Annotated in this window: 13 protein-coding genes, 15 tRNA genes and 2 rRNA genes; 27 read left to right on the top strand and 3 right to left on the bottom strand. The window is 39.5% G+C overall.

Annotated features, from left to right (window positions below):
- The 21 genes from EM808_RS04845 to EM808_RS28495 form a co-directional block, all read left to right on the top strand.
- Nucleotides 1–125: ribosomal RNA gene (locus tag EM808_RS04845) — 23S ribosomal RNA — on the top strand; the annotation flags it as partial.
- A 182-nt stretch (nt 126–307) separates the two neighbouring features.
- Nucleotides 308–424: ribosomal RNA gene (gene rrf, locus EM808_RS04840) — 5S ribosomal RNA — on the top strand.
- 10 nt (nt 425–434) lie between these two features.
- Nucleotides 435–509 (top strand) — tRNA-Asn (locus EM808_RS04835).
- A gap of 6 nt (nt 510–515) precedes the next feature.
- A tRNA-Ser gene (locus EM808_RS04830) sits at nt 516–607 on the top strand.
- 26 nt (nt 608–633) lie between these two features.
- Nucleotides 634–708, top strand: a tRNA-Glu gene (locus tag EM808_RS04825).
- Between the two features lie 19 nt (nt 709–727).
- Nucleotides 728–803 (top strand) — tRNA-Val (locus EM808_RS04820).
- Between the two features lie 9 nt (nt 804–812).
- Nucleotides 813–886 (top strand) — tRNA-Met (locus EM808_RS04815).
- A 4-nt stretch (nt 887–890) separates the two neighbouring features.
- Nucleotides 891–967: transfer RNA gene (locus EM808_RS04810), tRNA-Asp, on the top strand.
- A gap of 20 nt (nt 968–987) precedes the next feature.
- Nucleotides 988–1,063 (top strand) — tRNA-Phe (locus EM808_RS04805).
- An 8-nt stretch (nt 1,064–1,071) separates the two neighbouring features.
- Nucleotides 1,072–1,155, top strand: a tRNA-Tyr gene (locus EM808_RS04800).
- A gap of 8 nt (nt 1,156–1,163) precedes the next feature.
- Nucleotides 1,164–1,237 (top strand) — tRNA-Trp (locus EM808_RS04795).
- A 13-nt stretch (nt 1,238–1,250) separates the two neighbouring features.
- Nucleotides 1,251–1,326 (top strand) — tRNA-His (locus EM808_RS04790).
- A gap of 46 nt (nt 1,327–1,372) precedes the next feature.
- Nucleotides 1,373–1,447 (top strand) — tRNA-Gln (locus EM808_RS04785).
- Nucleotides 1,448–1,451: 4 nt separating this feature from the next.
- Nucleotides 1,452–1,526: transfer RNA gene (locus EM808_RS04780), tRNA-Gly, on the top strand.
- A gap of 10 nt (nt 1,527–1,536) precedes the next feature.
- Nucleotides 1,537–1,610, top strand: a tRNA-Cys gene (locus tag EM808_RS04775).
- A 13-nt stretch (nt 1,611–1,623) separates the two neighbouring features.
- Nucleotides 1,624–1,704: transfer RNA gene (locus EM808_RS04770), tRNA-Leu, on the top strand.
- Between the two features lie 491 nt (nt 1,705–2,195).
- Nucleotides 2,196–3,020, top strand: coding sequence for a hypothetical protein (locus EM808_RS04765; RefSeq protein WP_127736587.1), 825 nt, complete (start codon nt 2,196–2,198; stop codon nt 3,018–3,020).
- 151 nt (nt 3,021–3,171) lie between these two features.
- On the top strand, nt 3,172–3,807 hold the full coding sequence (locus EM808_RS04760) for a nuclease-related domain-containing protein (RefSeq protein WP_127736585.1): 636 nt from the start codon (nt 3,172–3,174) through the stop codon (nt 3,805–3,807).
- 294 nt (nt 3,808–4,101) lie between these two features.
- The gene (locus EM808_RS04755) at nt 4,102–4,959 is read left to right on the top strand and encodes a type II toxin-antitoxin system SpoIISA family toxin (protein ID WP_127736582.1); all 858 of its coding nucleotides are present in this window, start codon (nt 4,102–4,104) and stop codon (nt 4,957–4,959) included.
- Nucleotides 4,960–5,038: 79 nt separating this feature from the next.
- Nucleotides 5,039–5,260 carry a hypothetical protein gene (locus EM808_RS04750; protein WP_127736580.1) on the top strand — a complete coding sequence of 74 codons (222 nt, stop codon included), beginning with the start codon at nt 5,039–5,041 and terminating at the stop codon, nt 5,258–5,260.
- Nucleotides 5,261–5,327: 67 nt separating this feature from the next.
- The gene (locus EM808_RS28495) at nt 5,328–5,477 is read left to right on the top strand and encodes a hypothetical protein (RefSeq protein ID WP_164849576.1); all 150 of its coding nucleotides are present in this window, start codon (nt 5,328–5,330) and stop codon (nt 5,475–5,477) included.
- Nucleotides 5,478–5,597: 120 nt separating this feature from the next.
- On the opposite strand, the gene EM808_RS04745 is transcribed toward EM808_RS28495, so the two are convergent.
- Nucleotides 5,598–7,817 carry a choice-of-anchor I family protein gene (locus EM808_RS04745; RefSeq protein WP_127736577.1) on the bottom strand — a complete coding sequence of 740 codons (2,220 nt, stop codon included), beginning with the start codon at nt 7,815–7,817 and terminating at the stop codon, nt 5,598–5,600.
- 290 nt (nt 7,818–8,107) lie between these two features.
- Between EM808_RS04745 and EM808_RS04740 the strand changes: the two genes are divergently transcribed.
- Entirely contained in the window at nt 8,108–14,275 is a 6,168-nt protein-coding gene (locus EM808_RS04740) for a lamin tail domain-containing protein (protein WP_127736574.1), read from the top strand.
- Between the two features lie 63 nt (nt 14,276–14,338).
- On the opposite strand, the gene EM808_RS04735 is transcribed toward EM808_RS04740, so the two are convergent.
- Nucleotides 14,339–15,130, bottom strand: coding sequence for a formate/nitrite transporter family protein (locus tag EM808_RS04735; protein ID WP_127736571.1), 792 nt, complete (start codon nt 15,128–15,130; stop codon nt 14,339–14,341).
- A gap of 411 nt (nt 15,131–15,541) precedes the next feature.
- On the opposite strand from EM808_RS04735, the gene EM808_RS04730 reads away from it, so the two are divergent.
- Together EM808_RS04730 and EM808_RS04725 are read left to right on the top strand one after the other, a co-directional pair.
- Nucleotides 15,542–17,017: an MFS transporter gene (locus EM808_RS04730; RefSeq protein WP_127736568.1), complete on the top strand. Its 1,476-nt coding sequence runs from the start codon at nt 15,542–15,544 to the stop codon at nt 17,015–17,017.
- 407 nt (nt 17,018–17,424) lie between these two features.
- Nucleotides 17,425–17,498: transfer RNA gene (locus EM808_RS04725), tRNA-Gly, on the top strand.
- Between the two features lie 200 nt (nt 17,499–17,698).
- On the opposite strand, the gene EM808_RS04720 is transcribed toward EM808_RS04725, so the two are convergent.
- Nucleotides 17,699–18,364, bottom strand: a complete 666-nt coding sequence (locus tag EM808_RS04720) for a B3/B4 domain-containing protein (RefSeq protein ID WP_127736565.1) — start codon at nt 18,362–18,364, stop codon at nt 17,699–17,701.
- Nucleotides 18,365–18,459: 95 nt separating this feature from the next.
- Here EM808_RS04720 and queG point away from each other — a divergent pair, with 95 nt between their 5' ends.
- From queG to trmL, 3 genes are all read left to right on the top strand, one after another.
- On the top strand, nt 18,460–19,593 hold the full coding sequence (queG, locus tag EM808_RS04715; RefSeq protein WP_127736562.1) for a tRNA epoxyqueuosine(34) reductase QueG: 1,134 nt from the start codon (nt 18,460–18,462) through the stop codon (nt 19,591–19,593).
- Nucleotides 19,594–19,878: 285 nt separating this feature from the next.
- Nucleotides 19,879–20,748 (top strand): amidase domain-containing protein, encoded by an 870-nt coding sequence (locus tag EM808_RS04710; RefSeq protein ID WP_127736559.1) that lies wholly within the window; start codon nt 19,879–19,881, stop codon nt 20,746–20,748.
- Nucleotides 20,749–20,828: 80 nt separating this feature from the next.
- Nucleotides 20,829–21,314: a tRNA (uridine(34)/cytosine(34)/5-carboxymethylaminomethyluridine(34)-2'-O)-methyltransferase TrmL gene (gene trmL / locus EM808_RS04705; RefSeq protein ID WP_127736556.1), complete on the top strand. Its 486-nt coding sequence runs from the start codon at nt 20,829–20,831 to the stop codon at nt 21,312–21,314.
- Nucleotides 21,315–21,365 lie beyond the last annotated feature (51 nt).

Raw genomic sequence — 21,365 nt, 5'->3', positions numbered from 1 at the left:
GAGATGAGATTTCCCATAGCGTAAGCTAGTAAGATCCCTGAAAGATGATCAGGTTGATAGGTTTGAGGTGGAAGCGTGGTGACACGTGGAGCTGACAAATACTAATAGATCGAGGACTTAACTAAAACGAAAAGCGGAAAAAGCCCGTTTAATTGATAGGCTTTTGAAGCTGGACATGAAAGATTACTCAAGCTTTTTTCTTACAACATAATCTAGTTTTCAGGGAATAAAATTCTTTGAAAAACTTTTAAAAAAGTGTTGCAAAACACTAAAAGATGAGATATAATAATTCTTGTCTTGAAAAAAGTCTGGTGGCGATAGCGAGAAGGTCACACCCGTTCCCATACCGAACACGGAAGTTAAGCTTCTCAGCGCCGATGGTAGTTGGAGGTTCTCCTCCTGTGAGAGTAGGACGTCGCCAGGCATACCATTATTCCGCAGTAGCTCAGTGGTAGAGCACTCGGCTGTTAACCGAGCGGTCGTAGGTTCGAATCCTACCTGCGGAGCCATTATATGGAGAGCTGTCCGAGTGGCCGAAGGAGCACGATTGGAAATCGTGTAGGCGGGTAACCCTGTCTCAAGGGTTCAAATCCCTTGCTCTCCGCCATTTTCACTCAGTATCTCATTATTAATGGCCCATTGGTCAAGCGGTTAAGACACCGCCCTTTCACGGCGGTAACACGGGTTCGAATCCCGTATGGGTCACCAATTATTACATACCAAATATGGAGGATTAGCTCAGCTGGGAGAGCATCTGCCTTACAAGCAGAGGGTCGGCGGTTCGATCCCGTCATCCTCCACCATAAAATCATCGCGGGGTGGAGCAGTCTGGTAGCTCGTCGGGCTCATAACCCGAAGGTCGCAGGTTCAAATCCTGTCCCCGCAATCACGGTCCGGTAGTTCAGCTGGTTAGAATGCCTGCCTGTCACGCAGGAGGTCGCGGGTTCGAGTCCCGTCCGGACCGCCATTATAATTTAAAAGTATGAAGGCTCAGTAGCTCAGTCGGTAGAGCAAAGGACTGAAAATCCTTGTGTCGGCGGTTCGATTCCGTCCTGAGCCACCATTTATGTCGGAGGGGTAGCGAAGTGGCTAAACGCGGCGGACTGTAAATCCGCTCCTTAGGGTTCGGCGGTTCGAATCCGTCCCCCTCCACCATTCATTACAGGGGTATAGTTTAAAGGTAGAACAGAGGTCTCCAAAACCTCCGGTGTGGGTTCGATTCCTACTACCCCTGCCAAATAAATTTTATGGCGGATATGGCGAAGTGGTTAACGCATCGGATTGTGGCTCCGACACTCGTGGGTTCGATTCCCATTATTCGCCCCATATATATTTGTAATAAATTATGATAATGCTGAATATATAATGATATTGGGCTATAGCCAAGCGGTAAGGCAACGGACTTTGACTCCGTCACTCGTTGGTTCGAATCCAGCTAGCCCAGCCATTATGCGGAAGTAGTTCAGTGGTAGAACATCACCTTGCCAAGGTGGGGGTCGCGGGTTCGAACCCCGTCTTCCGCTCCAATATTGTCAAGGCGGCATAGCCAAGTGGTAAGGCCAAGGTCTGCAAAACCTTTATCACCGGTTCAAATCCGGTTGCCGCCTCCAAAAAATTTATTACGCCGGTGTGGCGGAATTGGCAGACGCGCACGACTCAAAATCGTGTTCCTCTGGAGTGCCGGTTCGACCCCGGCCACCGGTATCATGTATAAATTTAAGGCTCCCTACATAGTAGGGAGCTTTTTTTATGTATTAGCGTTTTGGCTTCTTTTACTTTTTAGATTGAAACAAATCATCTAGCTTATTTAGACTTCTTATTAGAAAATGGTGCGATACTTTTTTTCTTTATAAGCATGATGCCATTCCAAATTATATCCTCCTTGTAAAATTAAATAGGAGAGAAACAACACATAGTGTCTGTGAATTTATTAGACAATAAGATAGACTGAAATGTAAGGGGATACAATACAATATTGAGCAGAGGATTGTATTTGATTTATATTAAAGTGCTACTGTTATTCCAGTATTATAAACAACAAAAGGAGATTTCTACATAGAGGACAGTAAGATATATGTGAAGATAATAAGATATATTTTGGCATGTTTGATTGTCCAATCCTATTAATACTTTTACTACATAAAACGGGCGTAAAATATCTCCTGGAATGAATAATAGTTTAGGAGGAAAGAAAAATGAAAAACCTAAGGTCTATACGGTTTGGGATATTATCGATGTTCATTTTAACTGGATGTGGAAGCATAGGGAACGAATCACAGATTGAAGAGCAAGAAAAAAAGAATAATCATACTGAATCAGTTTCTCAAAAAGATACTTCAAATAGTTCTTTAGAAGAAAAAAACCTTGTAGACAATAATAAAGAAATTTCGGTAGATAATGCTACTATTATAGAAACTCAAGCATCATTCGTAGTTAAGTACGAGAATGCTAGAGAGTTAGTGGATGATTCAGAAATAGCAGTTGAGGGAGTAGTGGTATCTACTGAGAATTATGTGCACATAGATAAAGAAACTGCACAAGGCTATCCTTACACAAAACTAACCTTTAAAATTAATCAAGTGTTAAATGGTGATCCAAGCTTAGAAGGCAGTGAAATATTAATACTGGAGGAGGGAGGTTATATTACTGCAGAACAAGATGGAATGGATGAGAAATTTCCTGATTTGACTGAAGAAGAATTGAAGGAAACTTATCTCATTACACTGAATGGACATAAACCATCATCAAAAGGTGATGAAATGGTTGCCTTTTTAAATGGATACGGCAAATCTGAAACTGATTTTAAAACAAATTTTGATTATTATTCTTTTATTGGGGCATATCAAGCGAAATTTGATTATGACAAGAAAAGCAGTAAATACATGAGACCGGCTGAGAATTTTGATGTAATGTTGAAGCAGGCTAGAACAAAAGCAGATAAAAGTTTCGTTGAAGAAGAAGTAGAGGTCGAGGAAGGTATTAACGAAGAAGTAACTAAATTAGTGAACGAAGCTAGATGAAATTCAACAAATGGATGGAAATATTATAGGATATGAAATGTACTTTATTCCTTTAAACCAGCTCCTAGTAAAAAAATAGGGAACTGGTTTTTTGTGTACTCAATAAGTAAAATAGTTATATATACATACATTCAGAGAAAGAGTGGAAATAATGACTCAGGAAAAGGGCATAAAAGCAAAAGTTACTGCGGACAGAATTGGTGAATTAGGAGAATATAAGATAAATATCCAGTTAGACCAGCTGCCAAAAAGTTACTTGTATCTCAGCGATTTGCTTATCAAAAACAGCAAAGCCAAATCTGGCTATTCTCAAATTGATCATATTGTGTTTACTCCGTATGCCATTTTTGTAATAGAAACAAAAAATTACAAAGGAACGATTTACGGTGACCGCAAGCGAAAGAGTTGGAGTGTTAATGGGAAGTTTCCAATGATGAACCCATTTAATCAAAACTATGGGCATATAGAGGCTATTAAAGCTGTTTTGAGCGCTGTTAAGGGGATAACATATGTATCAATGATTTCCTTTACTAAAAGAGCCGTATTTAAAGTTAATGAGGAACTGAGACAAATGAAATCAAATGATCTTATTGTATATGATACAGAGCTTTCCAATTTTATCACAAGAAAATGTAATGTACTTAAGCTGGTTAATCCAAATCCAATATTTTCAGATCTTATCATTAAAATTATGCATAGTGCTTTAGAAAAGGCAAATGTCACATCCCCTGAATTACGAAAGCTCCATGTGGACGAGTTGAAGAGAGACGGACAGAGCAGCAACTAAATATAGAAAACATTGTAATTCGGTATCCTCAAACTCTTTGTGCAAATTACTTCAGTCTGACAGGGAAAATATTATTCCCTGTTTTTTAGTGAAATCAACTATTTAGAGGATAATCTAGCAAATATGTCCTATTTTTGGTATTTTTAGATATAAAGCACAGTTTTCATTCCATATAAATCCAAATTTTTGGTAGAATTACTATAACACTATAAAGTTATTATTAACCTAAACAGCTAGAGCTCAATACTTGTCCAATCTTCAATCACTGCTAAAAAAGAGGGGAAGGAAACAGGGATGATGATTAGAAAGGATTCACAGAAGCTGATAATCAAGTTAGCGTTTCCGCTTATTGTTTTCGCCCTTATAGTGTTGACGAAAAATTATTGGGGCAATGAGGCTGTTGCTTTTTTACAGGGAAATAAATGGAGTTTAATAATTGGATTTACGGCTATTATGTTATATATTAGCTGGTCGTTTCCAATTTTCTTCCGAGAATCCAAGCAAAACCTGAGAAGAACATGGTATTTTCTGTTTATTGTTGGCATGATTTTGCTGCTGATGGATATAGGGTTTAAGGAGAGCGAATGGAGGAGCTATGCATTGATGGCTCTTATGTTTGTTTTTGTAGACTTAGCTATATTTATCACACCGAATATAAAAAGAATCGGGGTAGCAGAAGTAGAAAGCATCAATGAAGTAGAGAGCATTAATGATGAGATGAAAAAAGTAATCATTCAGACGAAAAGCAGAAGTAAACAGTTCACGACGATTTTGGACAGTATTGCGACAGAATCATTCGGAACACAAGATTGGACGGACATAGAAGACTACCGGATAAGCCTTGAGGATTTCCTGTATGCTTATGGAGAAGTGTGCAGACAGGATATTACGGTTTTCTGCAAAGAGGATGACAGCATCTTTACTGCTGAAGTCGGGACTACTCTCGGAATTGAACTGAATGAGGATCAGCTAAACCGTTTAAATGAAGAGACAATTGTGCAATTAGACAAAAAAATAGTGCTTATTCCTTTCACGAAATTGATTCATCCTGTCATCATTTCTGTTGAATCGGAAAAGGAGCCGCTGCTGCAAATCGATTTTGACTATATTATTGATCTTGCAGTAATTCACACATGGTACAAGGAGCAGTAAAAACGGGCGCTCTTTTAAGTGGAAGATTCAAGGATATGATGATAAAATAGAAGTATAAACAAGGAAAGGAACAGATATCATGGAGGATAAAGATTACACGATGCCTGCAGTCAGAGAAGCTGGTCGGATGAGAAAAAAGAACCAATCGCCTCTTATTGTCAAAAAATCTACATCATCTCTTCCACATGTTCCTACAGCATTATATACAAGGGAATTGTTTGAAAAGAGTGATGAAGTGGTCAATCACTTAAAATACAACAAGACTGCCAGAGGAACAAATATTATTCATCTGCATGATTAAGAAACACATATTTTGCCTATACAGTAAATATACTAAGCTTATTATAATAACAGCGTGGGGGAATATGATGACATCAAAGAAAAGAAAAAGTCCCTTTTTACTGGAAAAGCCAAGCGGAAAGCTTCCAAAGATCGATTTGGAGCAGGATGTCTTATTGGAGCTTAATGCAAGGCTGAAGTTCAAATTACAGCAACTAAAGACGAAAATACTTGATTAACATATAAATATTTGAAGTGATGACAGTTTGACCTGAGACAGGTTAAGCTGTTTTTTTGTCTACTTGACTTTCCATTAAAGAAATTAAAATCCCCCTTTTGGAATAAGGGGGATTTTGCACTTATGCTAATCTGCGCTTCGCAATAAAGTAAAGGATACCGCCTCCGGCAAGAATGATACCGCCATACAATAAGAAGCTGTAATTGCTCGTTGCTGTATCTGGCAGTGTATTGCCATTGCCGTCGTTATTGTCATCATTTGCGGAAACAGTTTCAACAACCTCCACATTATCATCAGATTCGTTGCTGTTATTGTCATTACTGTTTTCGTTACCAGAGTTATCTTGGTCGTCTTGTGAAGATGTATCTTCATCAGGAAGATTTGTGTCAGTCTCCGTGTCTTCATCTGTGCCTGTGTCTGTACCTTGATCAGTATCAGTTTCATCATCAGCTATAACTGGTGCTGTAACTGTTATAATGCTTGTTGCCTGATGCTTTTTATCAGCAGTTTCCACTGTGATAGTTGCAGTACCTGGTGCTATAGCTGTGACTAAACCTGTTTCATTTACAGTGGCAATACTTGCGTCAGAGCTTGTCCATGTTAATTCCTTGCTGTCTGTCGTGTTTGCTGGTTTAACGGAAGCAGTTAAGGCTAAAGTTTTGCCGACTTCCAATGCTGTTTCTGTTTCAGTAAGTGCAATCTCTTCAATTGGGATAACCTGTTCTGTCTGATATTCATTAACAGAAACAGTGCCGCTTACCTCATTGCCGACAAGGACAAGAGGTCTGCCTGTAGGACTATCCTCTGCTTGGATAAATTCAAGCCCTTCTGGTGCCACATCTCCTGACACTGCACTAGAAAAATCTCTAGTATTCAAATAGTTAGCAAATGTTGGAGAGGAAGGATTAGAAATATTATAGGTCATGTAACCGCCGATTCTTTCAAGTCCGATAAATGCATACAGATCATTACCGATTTGCCCGACTTTAACATCTTCAGGTTCAGGTCCTTTTTTGGCGCTTCGTTTCTCAAAAACATCGTCATCATTTGACCAGTTGAATACATCTGGATATTGTGCTGCTGTAATATCCTCAAAATCGCTGCCACTGTCGTATACTAGTTCCATCGTATCTGCTTTCCAAATGGAGAATGAGCGGCCGCCAAGTGTATATATTGCGTCTGTGCCTCTGTCTGTCAGCACTTCCAGCTTGTCATAGTCTCCTGAGTCCTTCATTTCTTGAAAGGCTGCTTCTGCCTCTTCATTCGTAAAGCCTTTAAACAGGGAAGTATCTAAATTAATAGAATCTTTGACTTTTTTGAAGTCATTGATATTAACAAATTCTTCCCACTCTGTCGCGTCACCTTCATTTGCTGTAAGGAGATATTCAACACCGCCGATTTCTGTTTGTGCGATGGAGTCAGGCATATATGCACCTAAAATCGGTAATTGCTTAATTTCAATTTTGTCATTACGGGCTGCATCAAGGCCATTTCCTTTTAAGGAGTGGTCTTTGTATCCTAATGATTTAACAGATAATACCTTGCCTGTTGTTACATCAACTGCGGCAACTGCATTATTCTCTTGCAATGTTACATAAGCCTTGCTTGCATCCTTGTTTAAAGCAAGATATTCTGGCTCAAGATCACGGACAGCATCAGCTATTGTTCCTCCATTGCGGATATGTACATCCTCATCAATCACACTTGTATCATCAAATTTCACTTTATTTACAACTTTCGTATCAAAATTAACGATAGTCACAGAACCTTCTGGATCCACTCCATTTTCAAGTCCTTGTCTTGGCTCTGCTTCGTCTGCAGTCAGGATGTATTTCCCATCAGCTGAAATCTTAACCATGTCAGGCTGTACACCTGCTTCAAATGTTTCCTGAACTTCTCCATCATAGTTCATGACAACGATTCGTCCGTTTTTCGTATAATCAGCCTCTTGAACAGCTGCAGCAATAATTTTTTTATCTGTGTTAATATCTATGCTCGTTAAATCTCCGTATTGAAAGGAGTCTGAATTGACTACATCGGCTATGTTAATCGACTTTTCTTTTTGCAGGTTCTGTACTTCTGTGGAGTATAAACCTGACAGGTCTACAACATCAATTGTCTGGGCTTTTCCATTAATGACATAAAATTTCTCATTATCCTTGTTGTATTTGACGATTTCTGCAACGCCGCCATCCTCATCCGTAATGCCTGTACTGTAACTGGCAATTTTTTTCACATCTAAGCTGCTTTCAGCAAGTGTGATGGATGGGTAGGCAGAAAACAACATTAAGCCTGTTAGTGATAATGCGGAAATTCCTTTTAATTTTTTTGGTAGCTTCATTTTTCCTCTTGTTCCTCCTCTATATGTATAAATCTATAAATAGGATAACTTTCTACTATGGTGTAACTATCTGAATTATGTAATTTTTTTGTTTACATTTTGTAAATAAGGAATAACGCTGACGGGACATGGGATTTATCCATTTTCTGTTTTGGAGGGACAATAATTCTCACAATTCGTTTACATATATCCCCTTTTCTTAACAATTATTCACAAATTGTTAAAAGCAGTTTAAAAACTTTTTATTATGATGGACGAGGGTGGCATTTGAATAAGCAGAGGAGGCAAATATGATTAGTCGCAAGGGGAGAAAGACGAGTAAGAAATGGATGTTACTTGTACTCATGGTTGTATTCTTTTTTTCTACTATCTTTACAAGCAGTAGACCTTCAGTATCTTATGCAGCACAACCTTTAGATCCTCAGCAAGCTCCGTCAGCATCTGACGGGGAATCAGAAACGGCAAACAGCTCTAATGAAACAGTTGAAAAGGAGCAAACTTTACCAGCAAGTGATTCGCCAGAAGAGACAAAAGAAACACAGCCCCCAGAACAAACAGAAACAAAAGAGGAAGATAAGTCTTCTTCCACAGATTTGAAAGAAGAAACGAAAACACAGTCTCAAACAGAAGAAGAGGCAAAGCAGCCAGAACAGCCAGAACAGCCTGCAGAGGAATCTCAGCAGGAGGAGGAAAAGAAGGAGCAACAACAGGAAACGGCTGAAGAAGATTTCAGCAAGTACCCACAGCTATTGATAACAGAGATTTCACCAGATTCAAAGGGTACTGATTTATATGAGTATGTTGAGGTATATAATAATACAAATCAAACTCTCAATCTAGCAAGCTATGCATTTTATTATCAATATACAGACAAAAGTCAAGCTGATAAGCTTCTTCAATTGCCTGATACGTCTGTTGCTTCAGGGCAAACACAAGTCATCTGGTTTAATAAGGATGAGTTGGGCATCAGCGATTTTAACAAGCATTTTCAAACATCCTTAAGTGATAGTCAGGTCACTTCGTTTAAAGGCGATTTTTCAGGTTTTGCAAATGGTGGAAATAGAGCAGTTGTTATTAAAAGCCTTGCAGGAAATGAAATCATCTCAGCGAATTACATGCCTGGAGAAACAGATAATACAGGATTAACAGTTGCTTATCGCTATCCAGCTAGCGGGACAATTATGGATAAGCTGCAAATAAAGGCAGCTCCAACACCAGGTTCCATTCTGGATGATCAAGTTCCAGCTAAGCAAGTAGAGATTGATGCTCCTGTTGTCGATAATGAAGCACCGCAAATTTCACATAGCCCAATCAAAAGCAGTAAACATGCTGTATCTATTAAAATTGAAGCAACTATCACAGATAATGCAAAGATTCCATCAGCAACTCTTCATTATAAACAAGAAGGAAATGACACTTATCAATCTGTGCTTATGAGCAAGAATTCCAGCAGTAATACTGGTTTTTCTGCTGTTATTCCAGAAGAAGCTGTTGTAAAGAATATCCATTATTACTTGGAGGCGACAGACGGAAGTACAACAGCGAAAACAGAGGAATATGTGATTGAAGTAGACAAACAGGAAGATACATATAGCTCCATACCGCTTCTTGTAACAGAATTGGCTCCGAACTCGCAAGGTGGCGGAACAGACTACTATGAATATATCGAGCTTTATAATAATTCGAATCAGCCGCTGCCTTTGACTAATTACTCTTTTGCCTATCGATATACAGATGGTAGCAGGGAAGATGTTAATTTTAAAGTGCCAGACGCAGTCATTAAACCGCAAACAACCGTTGTACTTTGGTTCAATAATGGTGCAAAACCACTTGCTGATTTTAACAGTCAGTTTGGTACAAGTTTAACAGAGGACAGCCTGTTGTCTTTCACAGATGCTTTCCCTGGATTTGCTAATGGTGGCAACAGGGCAGTCGTTATTAAGGATCGAAGCGGAAATGAGCTTGTTTCTGCGTCTTACTTAGGAACAGAGAATAATAATGATGGAAAAGTTATTCAATATCAATTCCCGAAAAGCGGGACAGTGATGGCAAAGCTTGAGGTGCTTGCAGATCCTACTCCAGGCAGTCTGAAGCAAGGACAGGTGCCAACCAAACCAGCAGTGCTTCCTGAACAAACAGAAGATACAAAGGCTCCAGCCATTAGCCATAAGGCAGTGAGTAATGGGGAAGCCTTCGCAGATATTGCCGTAGAGGCAGTTGTGACTGATGATAAGGCTGATCCATTTGCGACATTGTATTACAAGTCTGAATCAACGGAAGACTATATCTCCTTGTCCATGACAGAGGACACAAAGGAAAAGGGTAAGTTTAAGGCGATTATTCCTGCAGAAGACGTTGATTCTAATCTTACTTACTATATTGAAGCAAGTGATGGAGTCAACAAAGCGGAAACCGACAAATATACAGTAGCAATCAAAAAAGCGGATGTAGATTATGCAAAGGTGCCAAAGCTATTTGTAACGGAATTGGTGCCAGACAGCTCAAATGTCAACTCTGCAGATGGTTATGAATTCATTGAAGTTTATAACAATACAAATAAACCTGTAAACTTTAAAGATTACAAGATTCAATACAGGTATGGGGCAGATCCTGCAAGTGATGTCGTCTGGCCGTCTATTCCTGAGGATGTTGTCATTCCTGCAAAAGGGACATTGGTTTTCTGGATTATTAACAGTGCCAATGGAGATAAGACAGTTGCTGACTTTAATGCTAACTACGGTACTAGTCTTGTTGAGAACAAAGACATTGTCCGCATCCAAAGTGATGGAATGGCAAACAGTGGCTTAAGAGGAGTGGCAATAGCCACAAACACACAAGAGGAACTCAATGTAGCCTACTATAATGATGTCCTTGAGGTGGATGATACTGTTGCAAACAAGGGGATATTGTACAAATATCCGCAAGATGGTTCCACAACATCTATTAAGATAAGCAGTGGTGAAAAGCAAGGAACTCCAGGAAGTGTGGAAGCAAATCAAGTACCTGGTAAGTCTGTTCAGTTGGAAGAAGATACAACACCGCCAACAATAGAAAATACGACAATACTGAAAGAAACTGGAATAGAGGATATTACTGTTTCTGCTAAAGCAAATGACAATAACGGGGTAAAAACAGTAGCTGTTTATTATCGCACAAATGGTGAACAGAAATATGAGCGTCTCCTTCTTAAAAAGGATGGCAATGATAATCTGTATACAACGACCATTTATGCTGCTAACTTTATTGCCAAAGAGTATGTTGAATATTATTTGACAGCATCTGATGGGATAAATGAAGTGAAGACAGAGAATCACAAAATCAAGATAAACAATCCAGAAAATACAGAAGAGCTGCGAATTAATGTAAAGGACGGCAGCACTGTCAGCGGCAATGTTCTGCTGAAAGGAACCTCTAATAGTCATGATGCAAAAAAAGTGAAGCTTTTCATTGATGGAAAAGAATTGTCAGAGGCAATGAATCCATCCTTAGAAACGCAAGCATATTTAGCTGTTGATATTAGCGGACTGAATATGTATTTCAAAAACGCCATCACGATGGGTGATGAAATCATCCAGCTACTGGATAAAGATAATATGTCTTATTGGAAAACCTTTACGATTCCGATTGACGCTGACAAACTGAAGCAGGGCATAAATGAAATTACCGTTCGCGCTGGCAATAAATCTTCCCCATTCCAATTGGAAGAGAGTGAAGAAAATAGGGATGATTATTCTCTGCGCAATGTCAGACTTATTCTAGCTGATGGCACTATTATCAGAGATCCCGAAAAGAGTGATCCTGCTAAGATATATGATATGGGTGACGACGGAACATACCGTCCATTTGAGCACTTTCATTTCACATTGACTAGTGAGCAGACAAGTGCTGCGGCCTATAATTGGGACAGCAAAACTGTTTCAGACGGGAAGCATACAATTAGTGCTAAGGATGGCCAGAATGAAGCATCTGTTTCAGTAATGGTTGACAATACAGCACCTGTTATTGACACAAATATGAAAAAACAAGAATACAGAGGCGCCTTTACAATCAACGCCACTGCAAGTGATGAATTAGCTGGAATGGAATCGTTCCAGGCAATGCTTGACGATGAAGTAATAGAGGTTCCATATGAGACAGCATCTTCCAAGCTTTCTCCTGGTGAGCATGTTTTAACAATCACCGCGACAGATAAGGCTGGAAATATTGCAAATAGACAGGTTTCCTTTACTGTCAATGATGAGAACCCAACTAAGCCTGAGCTTGTATCTCCTGCAGATATTGCTGACGGCATCAAAGGCAACCCGCTTTTAAAGGTAAAGGTTGCAGATCCAACTAATGACAAACTGAATGTTACTTTTTATAAGGGATTCAAGTACTCAGCGAAAAGCAGCAATGTGACTGCATACAAGCATGCAAGCGACACAGAGCCGCCTACAGAGCAAAAACCGGCTGGAGAAGCAGCTCTTACTGAAGAGGAAATAAACACCGTTTCAAGCCTTGATGGAAAGTATTTAACAACAGACTCTGATACACAATTTCCATATCATCGTTTTGATGTTGAACTAGACCCATCAGTAGGTGAAAATGACAGAGTCGAGCTTGCATGGAGCGGAAAGTCGCTTGAGGGCAGAAAGGTATCCATGTATGCATGGAGCTTTAGTGAGAACAAATGGAAAATGCTCACATATAAAATTGCTGGCAATGCTGACTTTGAATTAAAAGCAGACGCATCTGTAAAGGAATTCGCGAAGGATTCCAAAATCAGTGTAATTATCCAGGATGAAATTCCAAGCACACCGGATGATTATGATTATACGTTTGTATGGATGTCAGATACACAATACTATTCAGAGAGTTACCCGTATATTTTCAAGCGCCAGACAGAATGGATTGCAGAAATGAAGGAGCAAATGAAGATAAAATATGTATTCCATACTGGAGACCTTGTTGATGAATCAGACAAGGTACAGCAATGGCAATATGCAGATGAATATATGCAGGTGCTGGATGATAACAATATTCCATATGGAGTGCTGGCAGGAAACCATGATGTTGACCAATTGTCGAATGATTACAATGAATACTATAAATGGTTCGGTGCTGACAGATTCAGCAGCAAATCCTATTATGGCAATTCCTACAAAAACAATCGCGGACATTATGATTTAATCTCAGCTGGTGGAAACGACTTTATTATGCTGTATATGGGCTGGGGTGTCGATGATGAGGACATTGCCTGGATGAACAACGTTCTTAAGCAATATCCAAATCGCAAGGCAATTTTGAACTTCCATGAATATTTACTAGTATCAGGTAACAGAAGTCCGATTGGTGATAAGATTTACGAAGAAGTTGTTAAACCAAATAAAAATGTGCTTGCAGTGCTAAGCGGTCATTACCATGATTCAGAAACACTTATCAGTGAAGTGGACGATAATGGTGATGGAACAGCTGATAGAGAAGTGTATCAGATGCTTGGTGATTATCAAGGAGGTCCAGAAGGCGGGCAAGGCTACTTAAAGCTGCTGCACTTTGATCAGGATAATAACCGGATAATTGTTAACACATATTCACCATATCTAGACGATTATAATTTCTATGATCCTGCAGAATATCCAGGCAAGGATGAGCTTATTATCAATATGGATCTTGAAGCAGAGAAGAAACGAGTCGCAACAGATTATTTTGCCGTCAATGTTTATACAGATGATGAAATTGGCAAGCAGGAAAATATAGAAAGCGGCAAGACAGCGGAAATCGAGTGGCAAGGGCTTGAGGAAGGCAACGAATACGCTTGGTATGCTGTTGCAACAGATGATTATACAGGCAGTGCTGTATCTGATATTTGGACTTTTATAAAGGGAGCCAAAGAGGATGATACAGAAACGCCTACAGATCCATCCGACGGAGATAATGGAGAAACACCAGGAGACACAGACCCATCTGACGGAGATAATGGAGAAACGCCTGGAGACACAGACCCATCCGACGGAGATAATGGAGAAACACCAGGAGACACGGACCCGTCTGACGGAGATAACGGAGAAATACCTGGAGACACAGACCCATCCGATGGAGATAATGGAGAAACACCAGGAGACACGGATCCAACTGACGGAGATAATGAAGAAACACCAGGAGACACCGATCCAATTGATGGAGATAGTGAAGAAAATCCTGTAGCTTCTCATCCGTCAGATAATAACGGAAATATTCCAGGGCGCACAAATACAGATAATAATTCCGGGGATGACAAAAGGAATCCAAGTGGACAAAAGGGAAGCAATGTCCAACTTGTGTCAGTATCAGCTAATAATAATAGCGGTAATGATTCTGTCCTTCCAGACACTGCTACAGATTATTACAATCTTCTAATCATAGGTGCAGTACTGGCAGTAGCTGGTATATCCATATATGCAATCATTAGAAGAAGAGCTAAATTGGTTCAAAATCGTTAAAGCAGGAAGCTCTACCTTTCTCAAGCAACAAAGGAAGCCTGAACAAAGTGTTCAGGCTTCCTTTTATTTTTCGTCGATATCGTCCATAAACGGTTTGTTCACATAATAGTACATCACACCCATAAATCCAACGCCGCCAACTAGATTACCTAATGTGACAGGAATAATATTGCGGATGATGCCTGGCAATGTAATGGCAGGGTTTTGATCAAGTATAAGGGAGATGGAGAAGGTAGCCATATTAGCAATACTGTGTTCATATCCAGAAATGAAGAAGCAGAATACGAACAGAATCATTGCGAATATTTTTGCAATATCTTCCTTTAAGGACATTGGAATAAAAAAGGCAAGGCAGACTAGCCAGTTACAAAGGATTCCCCGGAAAAACAATTCACTAATTGGTGCTTCGATCTTTGTCTGGGCAGCGTGCAGCATGAATTCATTCACCTCATGTGACTTGAACAAGCCTGTTAGGTAAATGAATACAGCAAAGAAAACAGCTCCACATATGTTGCCGGCATAGCTTGTGCCCCAAACCTTAAAAACATCCCGCCAAGCAATTTTTTTTCGTAATGCCGCATATGTGTAGTAAAACGTATTGCCTGTAAATAAGTCTCCGCCTCCATACGCTATTAGGATAATGGCGGCACCAAACACGAGTGCAGCTGCAGGGTAAGCGAAGGGGGAGCCTTCCGCATAAAAGAAATTTCCTGTTTTGAATGCAACAATTACTCCAAAGCCGATAAACATGCTCGCAACAACAGCCCGCATGAAAAATCGGAATTTGCTCTGTTTGAATATTTTCCATTTTTTTAGAGCCAGTTTTTCTACCTGATATAAAGATGCGCCTTCCATCACGATTCCTCCAAGTTTAAGCTTTTCTATATGTGTTAACACTATGGAAACATTTGATAACCATATTATGAATGTTGTTACTGATATTTACAATGGATATATGTGAAAATTATCACAATATAAATAACAGTTCATAAAATGTTCAATTTTTAGGAGAGTCAGCAGTTTTCCATTATAAAAAGAATGAATAAAATATACAAAAAATATGCAAAAGTTTTCTGAAAATAAAATAAATTCAATAAAGTCATATAATTGGAAGAGCCTAAAAAACCTTGATCTAATAGTATTTATAACGGTTGGCACATTTTGTCGATATTTTCATGTTATATTTTCTTACAAGTGTATAGACTTTATATTTATTCATGCTTTACAATATAAGTAAAGATACTTGAGTAAGGGAGTGAAGAGCTGATGGCTTCTGATTATCGTATTTCCATGCTAGTTATAGATCAGCCGGGAGTCCTGGCTCGTATATCCAATCTATTTGGAGCACACGAAGTTAATATAGAAAGTATTCAAACAAAAAAATATAAAGAGACTACAAGAATCAGGATTGCAAGCAATGCAGAAGAGCAGCAAGTTCAAAATTTGATTGTCGGATTGCAAGGCTTATTGGATGTTGTGGATATTGACGCTTCAGCGATTGCCCGCTCTGCTTTCCAACAAAGGCTAATGCAGCGCACAAGCTCTATCCAAGTGATGCGAGAACAGCGGACATTAAGCAAAAAAATGTCCTTCTGGCTTGTTGCTTGCTGTTTATTCTTAACGCTATTTGGTACCAATATACCTGCTTCCCTTTACACACTCTACCGCCAAGAGTGGGGACTTTCTTCAGGAATGATTACATTAGTTTTCGCCATTTACGCATTTACTGTTATCCCAGCAATTATTGTTGCAGGCCAGCTTTCGGATCAGATTGGCAGGAAGAAGGTGTTAATACCGGGAATTCTGTTTTCCATAATCGGTACTGCGTGCTTCACGATTGCTGACGGTCTTGGCATGCTCCTGCTTGCAAGGCTGTTTCAAGGCTTGTCTGTTGGGATTTTAAATGGTGTTGCTGTTGCAGCTTTGACCGAATTAGACGAAAAAAGGGACAAAAAGAAAACAGCACTTATTTGCGCATTGGCTGTAACGCTCGGTAATGCAATTGGCCCAATTCTATCTGGCTTACTTGGCGATTTCGCACCGTTCCCATTGAGATTATCATACTATGTGCATTTACTGTTTATCCTGCCATGCTTTGCGGCATTGTTCTTCTTGAATGAAAATGTCCGTCCTGGTCTGCAGCCCGTTAAACTGAAAAAGCCGTATGTCCCAAAATCAATGCTTAAAAGCTTTATATTGGCATCCATTACATCATTTTTAGCATGGTCGATTATCAGCATGTTCATGAGCTTAATTCCTGCTAATCTATCAAGCTTTACACAAGTCCACTCATTAACTATTTCAGGAATTGTCGTTGCATTAGGGTTAATTGCCGCAGCTGCAAACCAAATATTGCTGAAGCAGTTCTCATTACGAACGATGATAACTATTGGTTATATATTGCTGACGCTTGGGCTTATACTGCTTGTTATTACACTAGCAGCAAAGTCACTGGTGCTGCTGCTCATTTCAGCAGTTCTAATCGGTGGAGGAAACGGTCCTGCCTATGCAGGCAGCCTTGCTTTGATTAATGAAAGATCACCGTCAAAAACGAAAGGGAATATTGTTTCAACCTTCTTTGTTATTACTTATTTAGGTGTCAGCCTGCCGGTTATTGGATTAGGATTCCTATCCCAAATACTAGGAGTCAGCGGTGCCGTCAACCTGTACGTCCTCATTATAGGTATAGTGATGCTTATTACAATTATGTTCGGACTCAAAGAGCGGAAGAATATATTCTAAAATGAAAACAGATTTATCTGTCTTAGCTCATCGGCATATTGGAGAGATTACATTTAGAAAATGGGAGAGTAAGAGGCACTTGGAATAGCGAGACAGGTGAGACTGAAGCAACGCCGATATTTTTCTGCGCTCGCCTGAAATCAACCACTTATTTCATATGTGTTTGTATACAAACAAGATTAGACCAGACATTCTCTGGTCTAATTTTGTTTATTTATATGTACTATTTAAAGAAAGTCTTCATACTATAGTAAAAAGTTAGTCCTCAAATGTTGAAGAACTAACATCAAACTTTAATGTTTGTAAAAAAAATGTCGAAAAGTGGTTGATTTTTTAAAAGGGCAGTTATATAATAAAAAACGTGTTAAAAATAAGTTGTTTTTTCGTAAAGAAACTTATTAAAAAATGCGGGTGTAGTTTAATGGTAAAACCTCAGCCTTCCAAGCTGATGTCGTGGGTTCGATTCCCATCACCCGCTCCATACATAGTCACAACGCAGTGTTTCGTTTCAAAGAAGAACGAAGCATTGCGTTTTTTCATTATGAGGAGATTTTCTTTCCCCTGTGGATAACTCATAAATTGATATAAACTGTGGATAACTTTGTTTCAGCAGAAAATGAACTGGATACACTGTAGATATATAAATAAGCATGCTCAAGATTTACCTGAACATGCTCGTATTTATTCTACAATTGTAAATTGTGCCTGCCCGCCGTGAATTTGGACAAACATATCCATTAAAGAAGCTACCATGCGTTCTGCTGTTTCCTTTTGTGTGGACGCTTGGAGGTAAACAAGCTGGACAGCGTCTTTCGTATCAGTTGTCACTGGTGCTCTGTCCGAATCAACAAAAGGACTTCCGAATGGGCCGGATACATCTTCACTTATAATTAAGTTTTCAAGAGAATTAGCTCTGCCGTTCAATCCCGTGTACTGCTCACCTTCTTTTCCTAGCCTGATTGTAATAGCACCATTTAATTTAGCCAGGTCATAAACGCCAATTGGCACTCCGTATTGAAGGGAAAAGAAATTATTTAAATCAATGCTGCTGTTGATTGGCTGCAGATAGTTCTGCTTGTGAACTCGTCTATACAGCGCCTCGGCAGAATGTCGGTAGCGGTTCGGATCCTTGCCGATACTCTTGAAAATTTGGCGCCATTCTTGAATCGATGGAATGTCTTGGACCTTTTTCTCCAGTAAATCGAAATAGATGGATTCCTGGAAAAGCTGTAGACGGCCTTTTACCATTTGCGGTGATTCGCCAACTTCAATATTGTTATAGAAAATTGCCCCGATTTTAAAGCCAGGTATAAGGGAAGCGAGTTCCTTTGTAATTGAAATATCCAATAATATGTACCTCCAATAAATAATGTCTATATGTTATGCTATTATTTTAGCGAAAAAACACCAAAAAACCAAAGAAGAAGAAAGGAGGGAGCAGCATGGACTACGATCAGCTGAAGCAGGATATTATTGACTACAGCAAAACAATTGGGATTGACAAAATTGGCTTTACTACGGCAAGCACCTTTGAGGAAATGCGAATCAGATTGATTAAGCAGCAAGAGCTTAACTATCAATCAGGTTTTGAGGAGAAGGATATTGAAAAAAGAGTGAATCCCTCCCTCCTTTTGGATCAACCTAAATCAATTATTTCCATTGCATTAGCATACCCTTCAAAAATGAAGGAGCGAGTTACAAGTAAAAAAGGAGCAAGGCGGGGAATATTTTGCCGTGCATCCTGGGGAACAGACTACCATGTTGTGTTGCGGGACAGGCTTTCCAAGCTGGAAAAATATATTATGGAGCGAGTTCCAGATGCACTATGTAAATCAATGGTGGATACAGGTGAGCTGGTTGACAGAGCTGTTGCCCAGCGTGCAGGGGTTGGCTGGTCAGCGAAAAACTGTGCCATCATTACACCAGAATTTGGCTCCTACGTATATTTAGGGGAGATGATTACAAATTTGCCTCTATCGCCGGATACACCGATGGAGGACCAATGCGGAGAGTGCAATAAATGTATTGATGCCTGTCCAACTGGCGCACTTATTCAAGGTGGACAGCTTGACGCACAGCGCTGCATTGCCTTTCAGACACAGACAAAGGGATTTTTGGCAGAAGAGTTCCGAGAGAAGCTCGGCAATAGAATATACGGCTGTGACACATGCCAGACTATTTGTCCGAAAAACAAAGGCATGGATTTTCATAACCATATTGAAATGGAGCCAGATCCTGAAATCGCTAAGCCGCTGCTTGTGCCGCTTTTGACGATCAGCAATAAGGAATTTAAAGAAAAGTACGGACATATATCAGGCTCCTGGAGAGGAAAGAAGCCGATCCAGCGTAATGCGATTATTGCACTTGCCCATTTCAAGGAGGAAAGTGCAGTGACTGATATCATTGGCGTAATGAAAAATGATCCAAGACCTGTTATAAGAGGGACTGCTGCATGGGCTTTAGGTAAAATTGGCGGCTCTGAATCAAAGCAGGCTTTAGTAGCAATCAGCAATTCAGAAACAGATCCAGAAGTGTTGCAGGAAATGCAGGATGCACTTGCCCATCTGTCATCTTGAGGCTAAACAAAGCTGGGAATTAAGGATAACTCTAACTTAAAACTGAACTATTTTATCGTTTATCGATTAATAGTTCAGTTTTTTTTAATTGGTTAAAAACCTTAGTGTAATGAAACAAACTAACTTTAAAGCCATTCCCAATTCATAAATCCATTGCTTCAAACTAAATATAATCTATTTCGTAATTAGATAGGTTATCAGTGTTTTGTCACATACCTTTTTTGATTTTATAGCAAGGTATGAAGCTCCTTTACATATGTATAAGCATGGAAAGGAGTGTATAAATTGAGAACTCAGTTGTTAGAGCTGTTGGAAAAAAGAATGCAGCAATGTGTGGCAGATGGCAGGGGTCCTGTTTTAGATGATAAGTTTGAAAGAAAGACAAGGCTCTTTGAAAGACGGAATTCTGCTATTGTAAATGTGAAGGCACGTGGAAATATACAGGTGATTAACAGTCAGGAAGATACAGAGGAAGTGGATTATAAAGTTCATCTTCAATATTTTATTAAGCAAAAGGATCATTTTTATGTAGAGGAAGAGATTGAAAACCGAAGAGGGATTTTTTATAAAGGGATATTAATAGAAGATAAGGAAATTCTTATCTCACCTCAAGATGATTTGATGAGAGACTTAAGTTTATTTGATGCGCAGAGCGATGAGGTGCGATATACGTATGACAGACGGAAGGCTGTTCAATATGCTGAAAAATGGTGGAATAGCTATAATCCTGCATATCACCAATTTGAGGTGGACTGCACGAACTATATTTCCCAATGCGTCCGTGCTGGAGGAGCGCCAATGAGGGGCTATCCAAACAGGGGGAACGGATGGTGGATGCAGAATAACAGCTGGAGCTACAGCTGGGCTGTCGCCAATGCCTTTCCTCGTTATCTAGAAGCTTCAAAGCAGGGTTTGCGGGCAAAAGTGGTAGGCGATGTATCACAATTGAAACTTGGTGATGTTATTTGCTATGATTTTGAGGGGGATGGCAAGTACAATCACACAACAATCGTGACTGCAAAGGATGGAAATGGGGAACCATTAGTAAACGCCCATACGTATAACAGCAGAATGAGATATTGGGCATATGAAGATTCAACAGCATATACACCAAATATTAAATACCGATTTTTCTCGATAATTGACGGTCAGTAAAGAAGAAAAAAGCAAAACCATTATTTTTTTGCCGGCAAGGTGTATAATAAACAATGAAGTAATTGATAGAGGTGACAAGATTGGCTTTACATATCGTATTATATCAACCACAAATTCCATCCAATACCGGCAATATCGCAAGAACTTGTGCTGGAACCGATACAGTGCTCCATCTTATTCGTCCATTAGGCTTTTCAACTGATGATAAGATGCTGAAACGCGCTGGTTTAGATTACTGGGAGCATGTCGATATCCGTTATTATGATTCCATTGACATTTTCTTCGAAGAAAATAAAGAAGGAGAATTCTTCTATTTGACGAAGTTTGGGACGAAGCCACATTCTTCCTTTGATTACAGTGACAAGGACAAGGATTATTATTTCATTTTCGGCAGAGAAACGACAGGCTTGCCGAAGGATATTATTGAAAACAATAAAGACAGAGCATTGCGTATTCCAATGACTGACCATATCCGTTCCTTAAATTTATCAAACACAGCGGCAATTCTTGTTTATGAAGCGCTGCGCCAGCAGGACTATCGTGATTTAAATAAAAAGTACGAATAACTTTTAAGGGATAAGCCGTATGGTTTATCCCTGTTTTTTATGGGGAGGCTA

It is taken from the genome of Niallia taxi (assembly GCF_004005475.1).
Lineage (GTDB): Bacteria > Bacillota > Bacilli > Bacillales > Cytobacillaceae > Niallia > Niallia taxi.
This window is presented reverse-complemented; position numbering and strand designations above follow the sequence as displayed.

Bases quoted from the DNA above. Each gene is read 5' to 3' on its own strand.
- EM808_RS04765 (WP_127736587.1), top strand. From the start codon at position 2,196: ATGAAAAACCTAAGGTCTATACGGTTTGGGATATTATCGATGTTCATT.
- EM808_RS04760 (WP_127736585.1), top strand. From the start codon at position 3,172: ATGACTCAGGAAAAGGGCATAAAAGCAAAAGTTACTGCGGACAGAATT.
- EM808_RS04755 (WP_127736582.1), top strand. From the start codon at position 4,102: ATGATGATTAGAAAGGATTCACAGAAGCTGATAATCAAGTTAGCGTTT.
- EM808_RS04750 (WP_127736580.1), top strand. From the start codon at position 5,039: ATGGAGGATAAAGATTACACGATGCCTGCAGTCAGAGAAGCTGGTCGG.
- EM808_RS28495 (WP_164849576.1), top strand. From the start codon at position 5,328: ATGACATCAAAGAAAAGAAAAAGTCCCTTTTTACTGGAAAAGCCAAGC.
- EM808_RS04745 (WP_127736577.1), bottom strand. From the start codon at position 7,817: ATGAAGCTACCAAAAAAATTAAAAGGAATTTCCGCATTATCACTAACA.
- EM808_RS04740 (WP_127736574.1), top strand. From the start codon at position 8,108: ATGATTAGTCGCAAGGGGAGAAAGACGAGTAAGAAATGGATGTTACTT.
- EM808_RS04735 (WP_127736571.1), bottom strand. From the start codon at position 15,130: ATGGAAGGCGCATCTTTATATCAGGTAGAAAAACTGGCTCTAAAAAAA.
- EM808_RS04730 (WP_127736568.1), top strand. From the start codon at position 15,542: ATGGCTTCTGATTATCGTATTTCCATGCTAGTTATAGATCAGCCGGGA.
- queG (WP_127736562.1), top strand. From the start codon at position 18,460: ATGGACTACGATCAGCTGAAGCAGGATATTATTGACTACAGCAAAACA.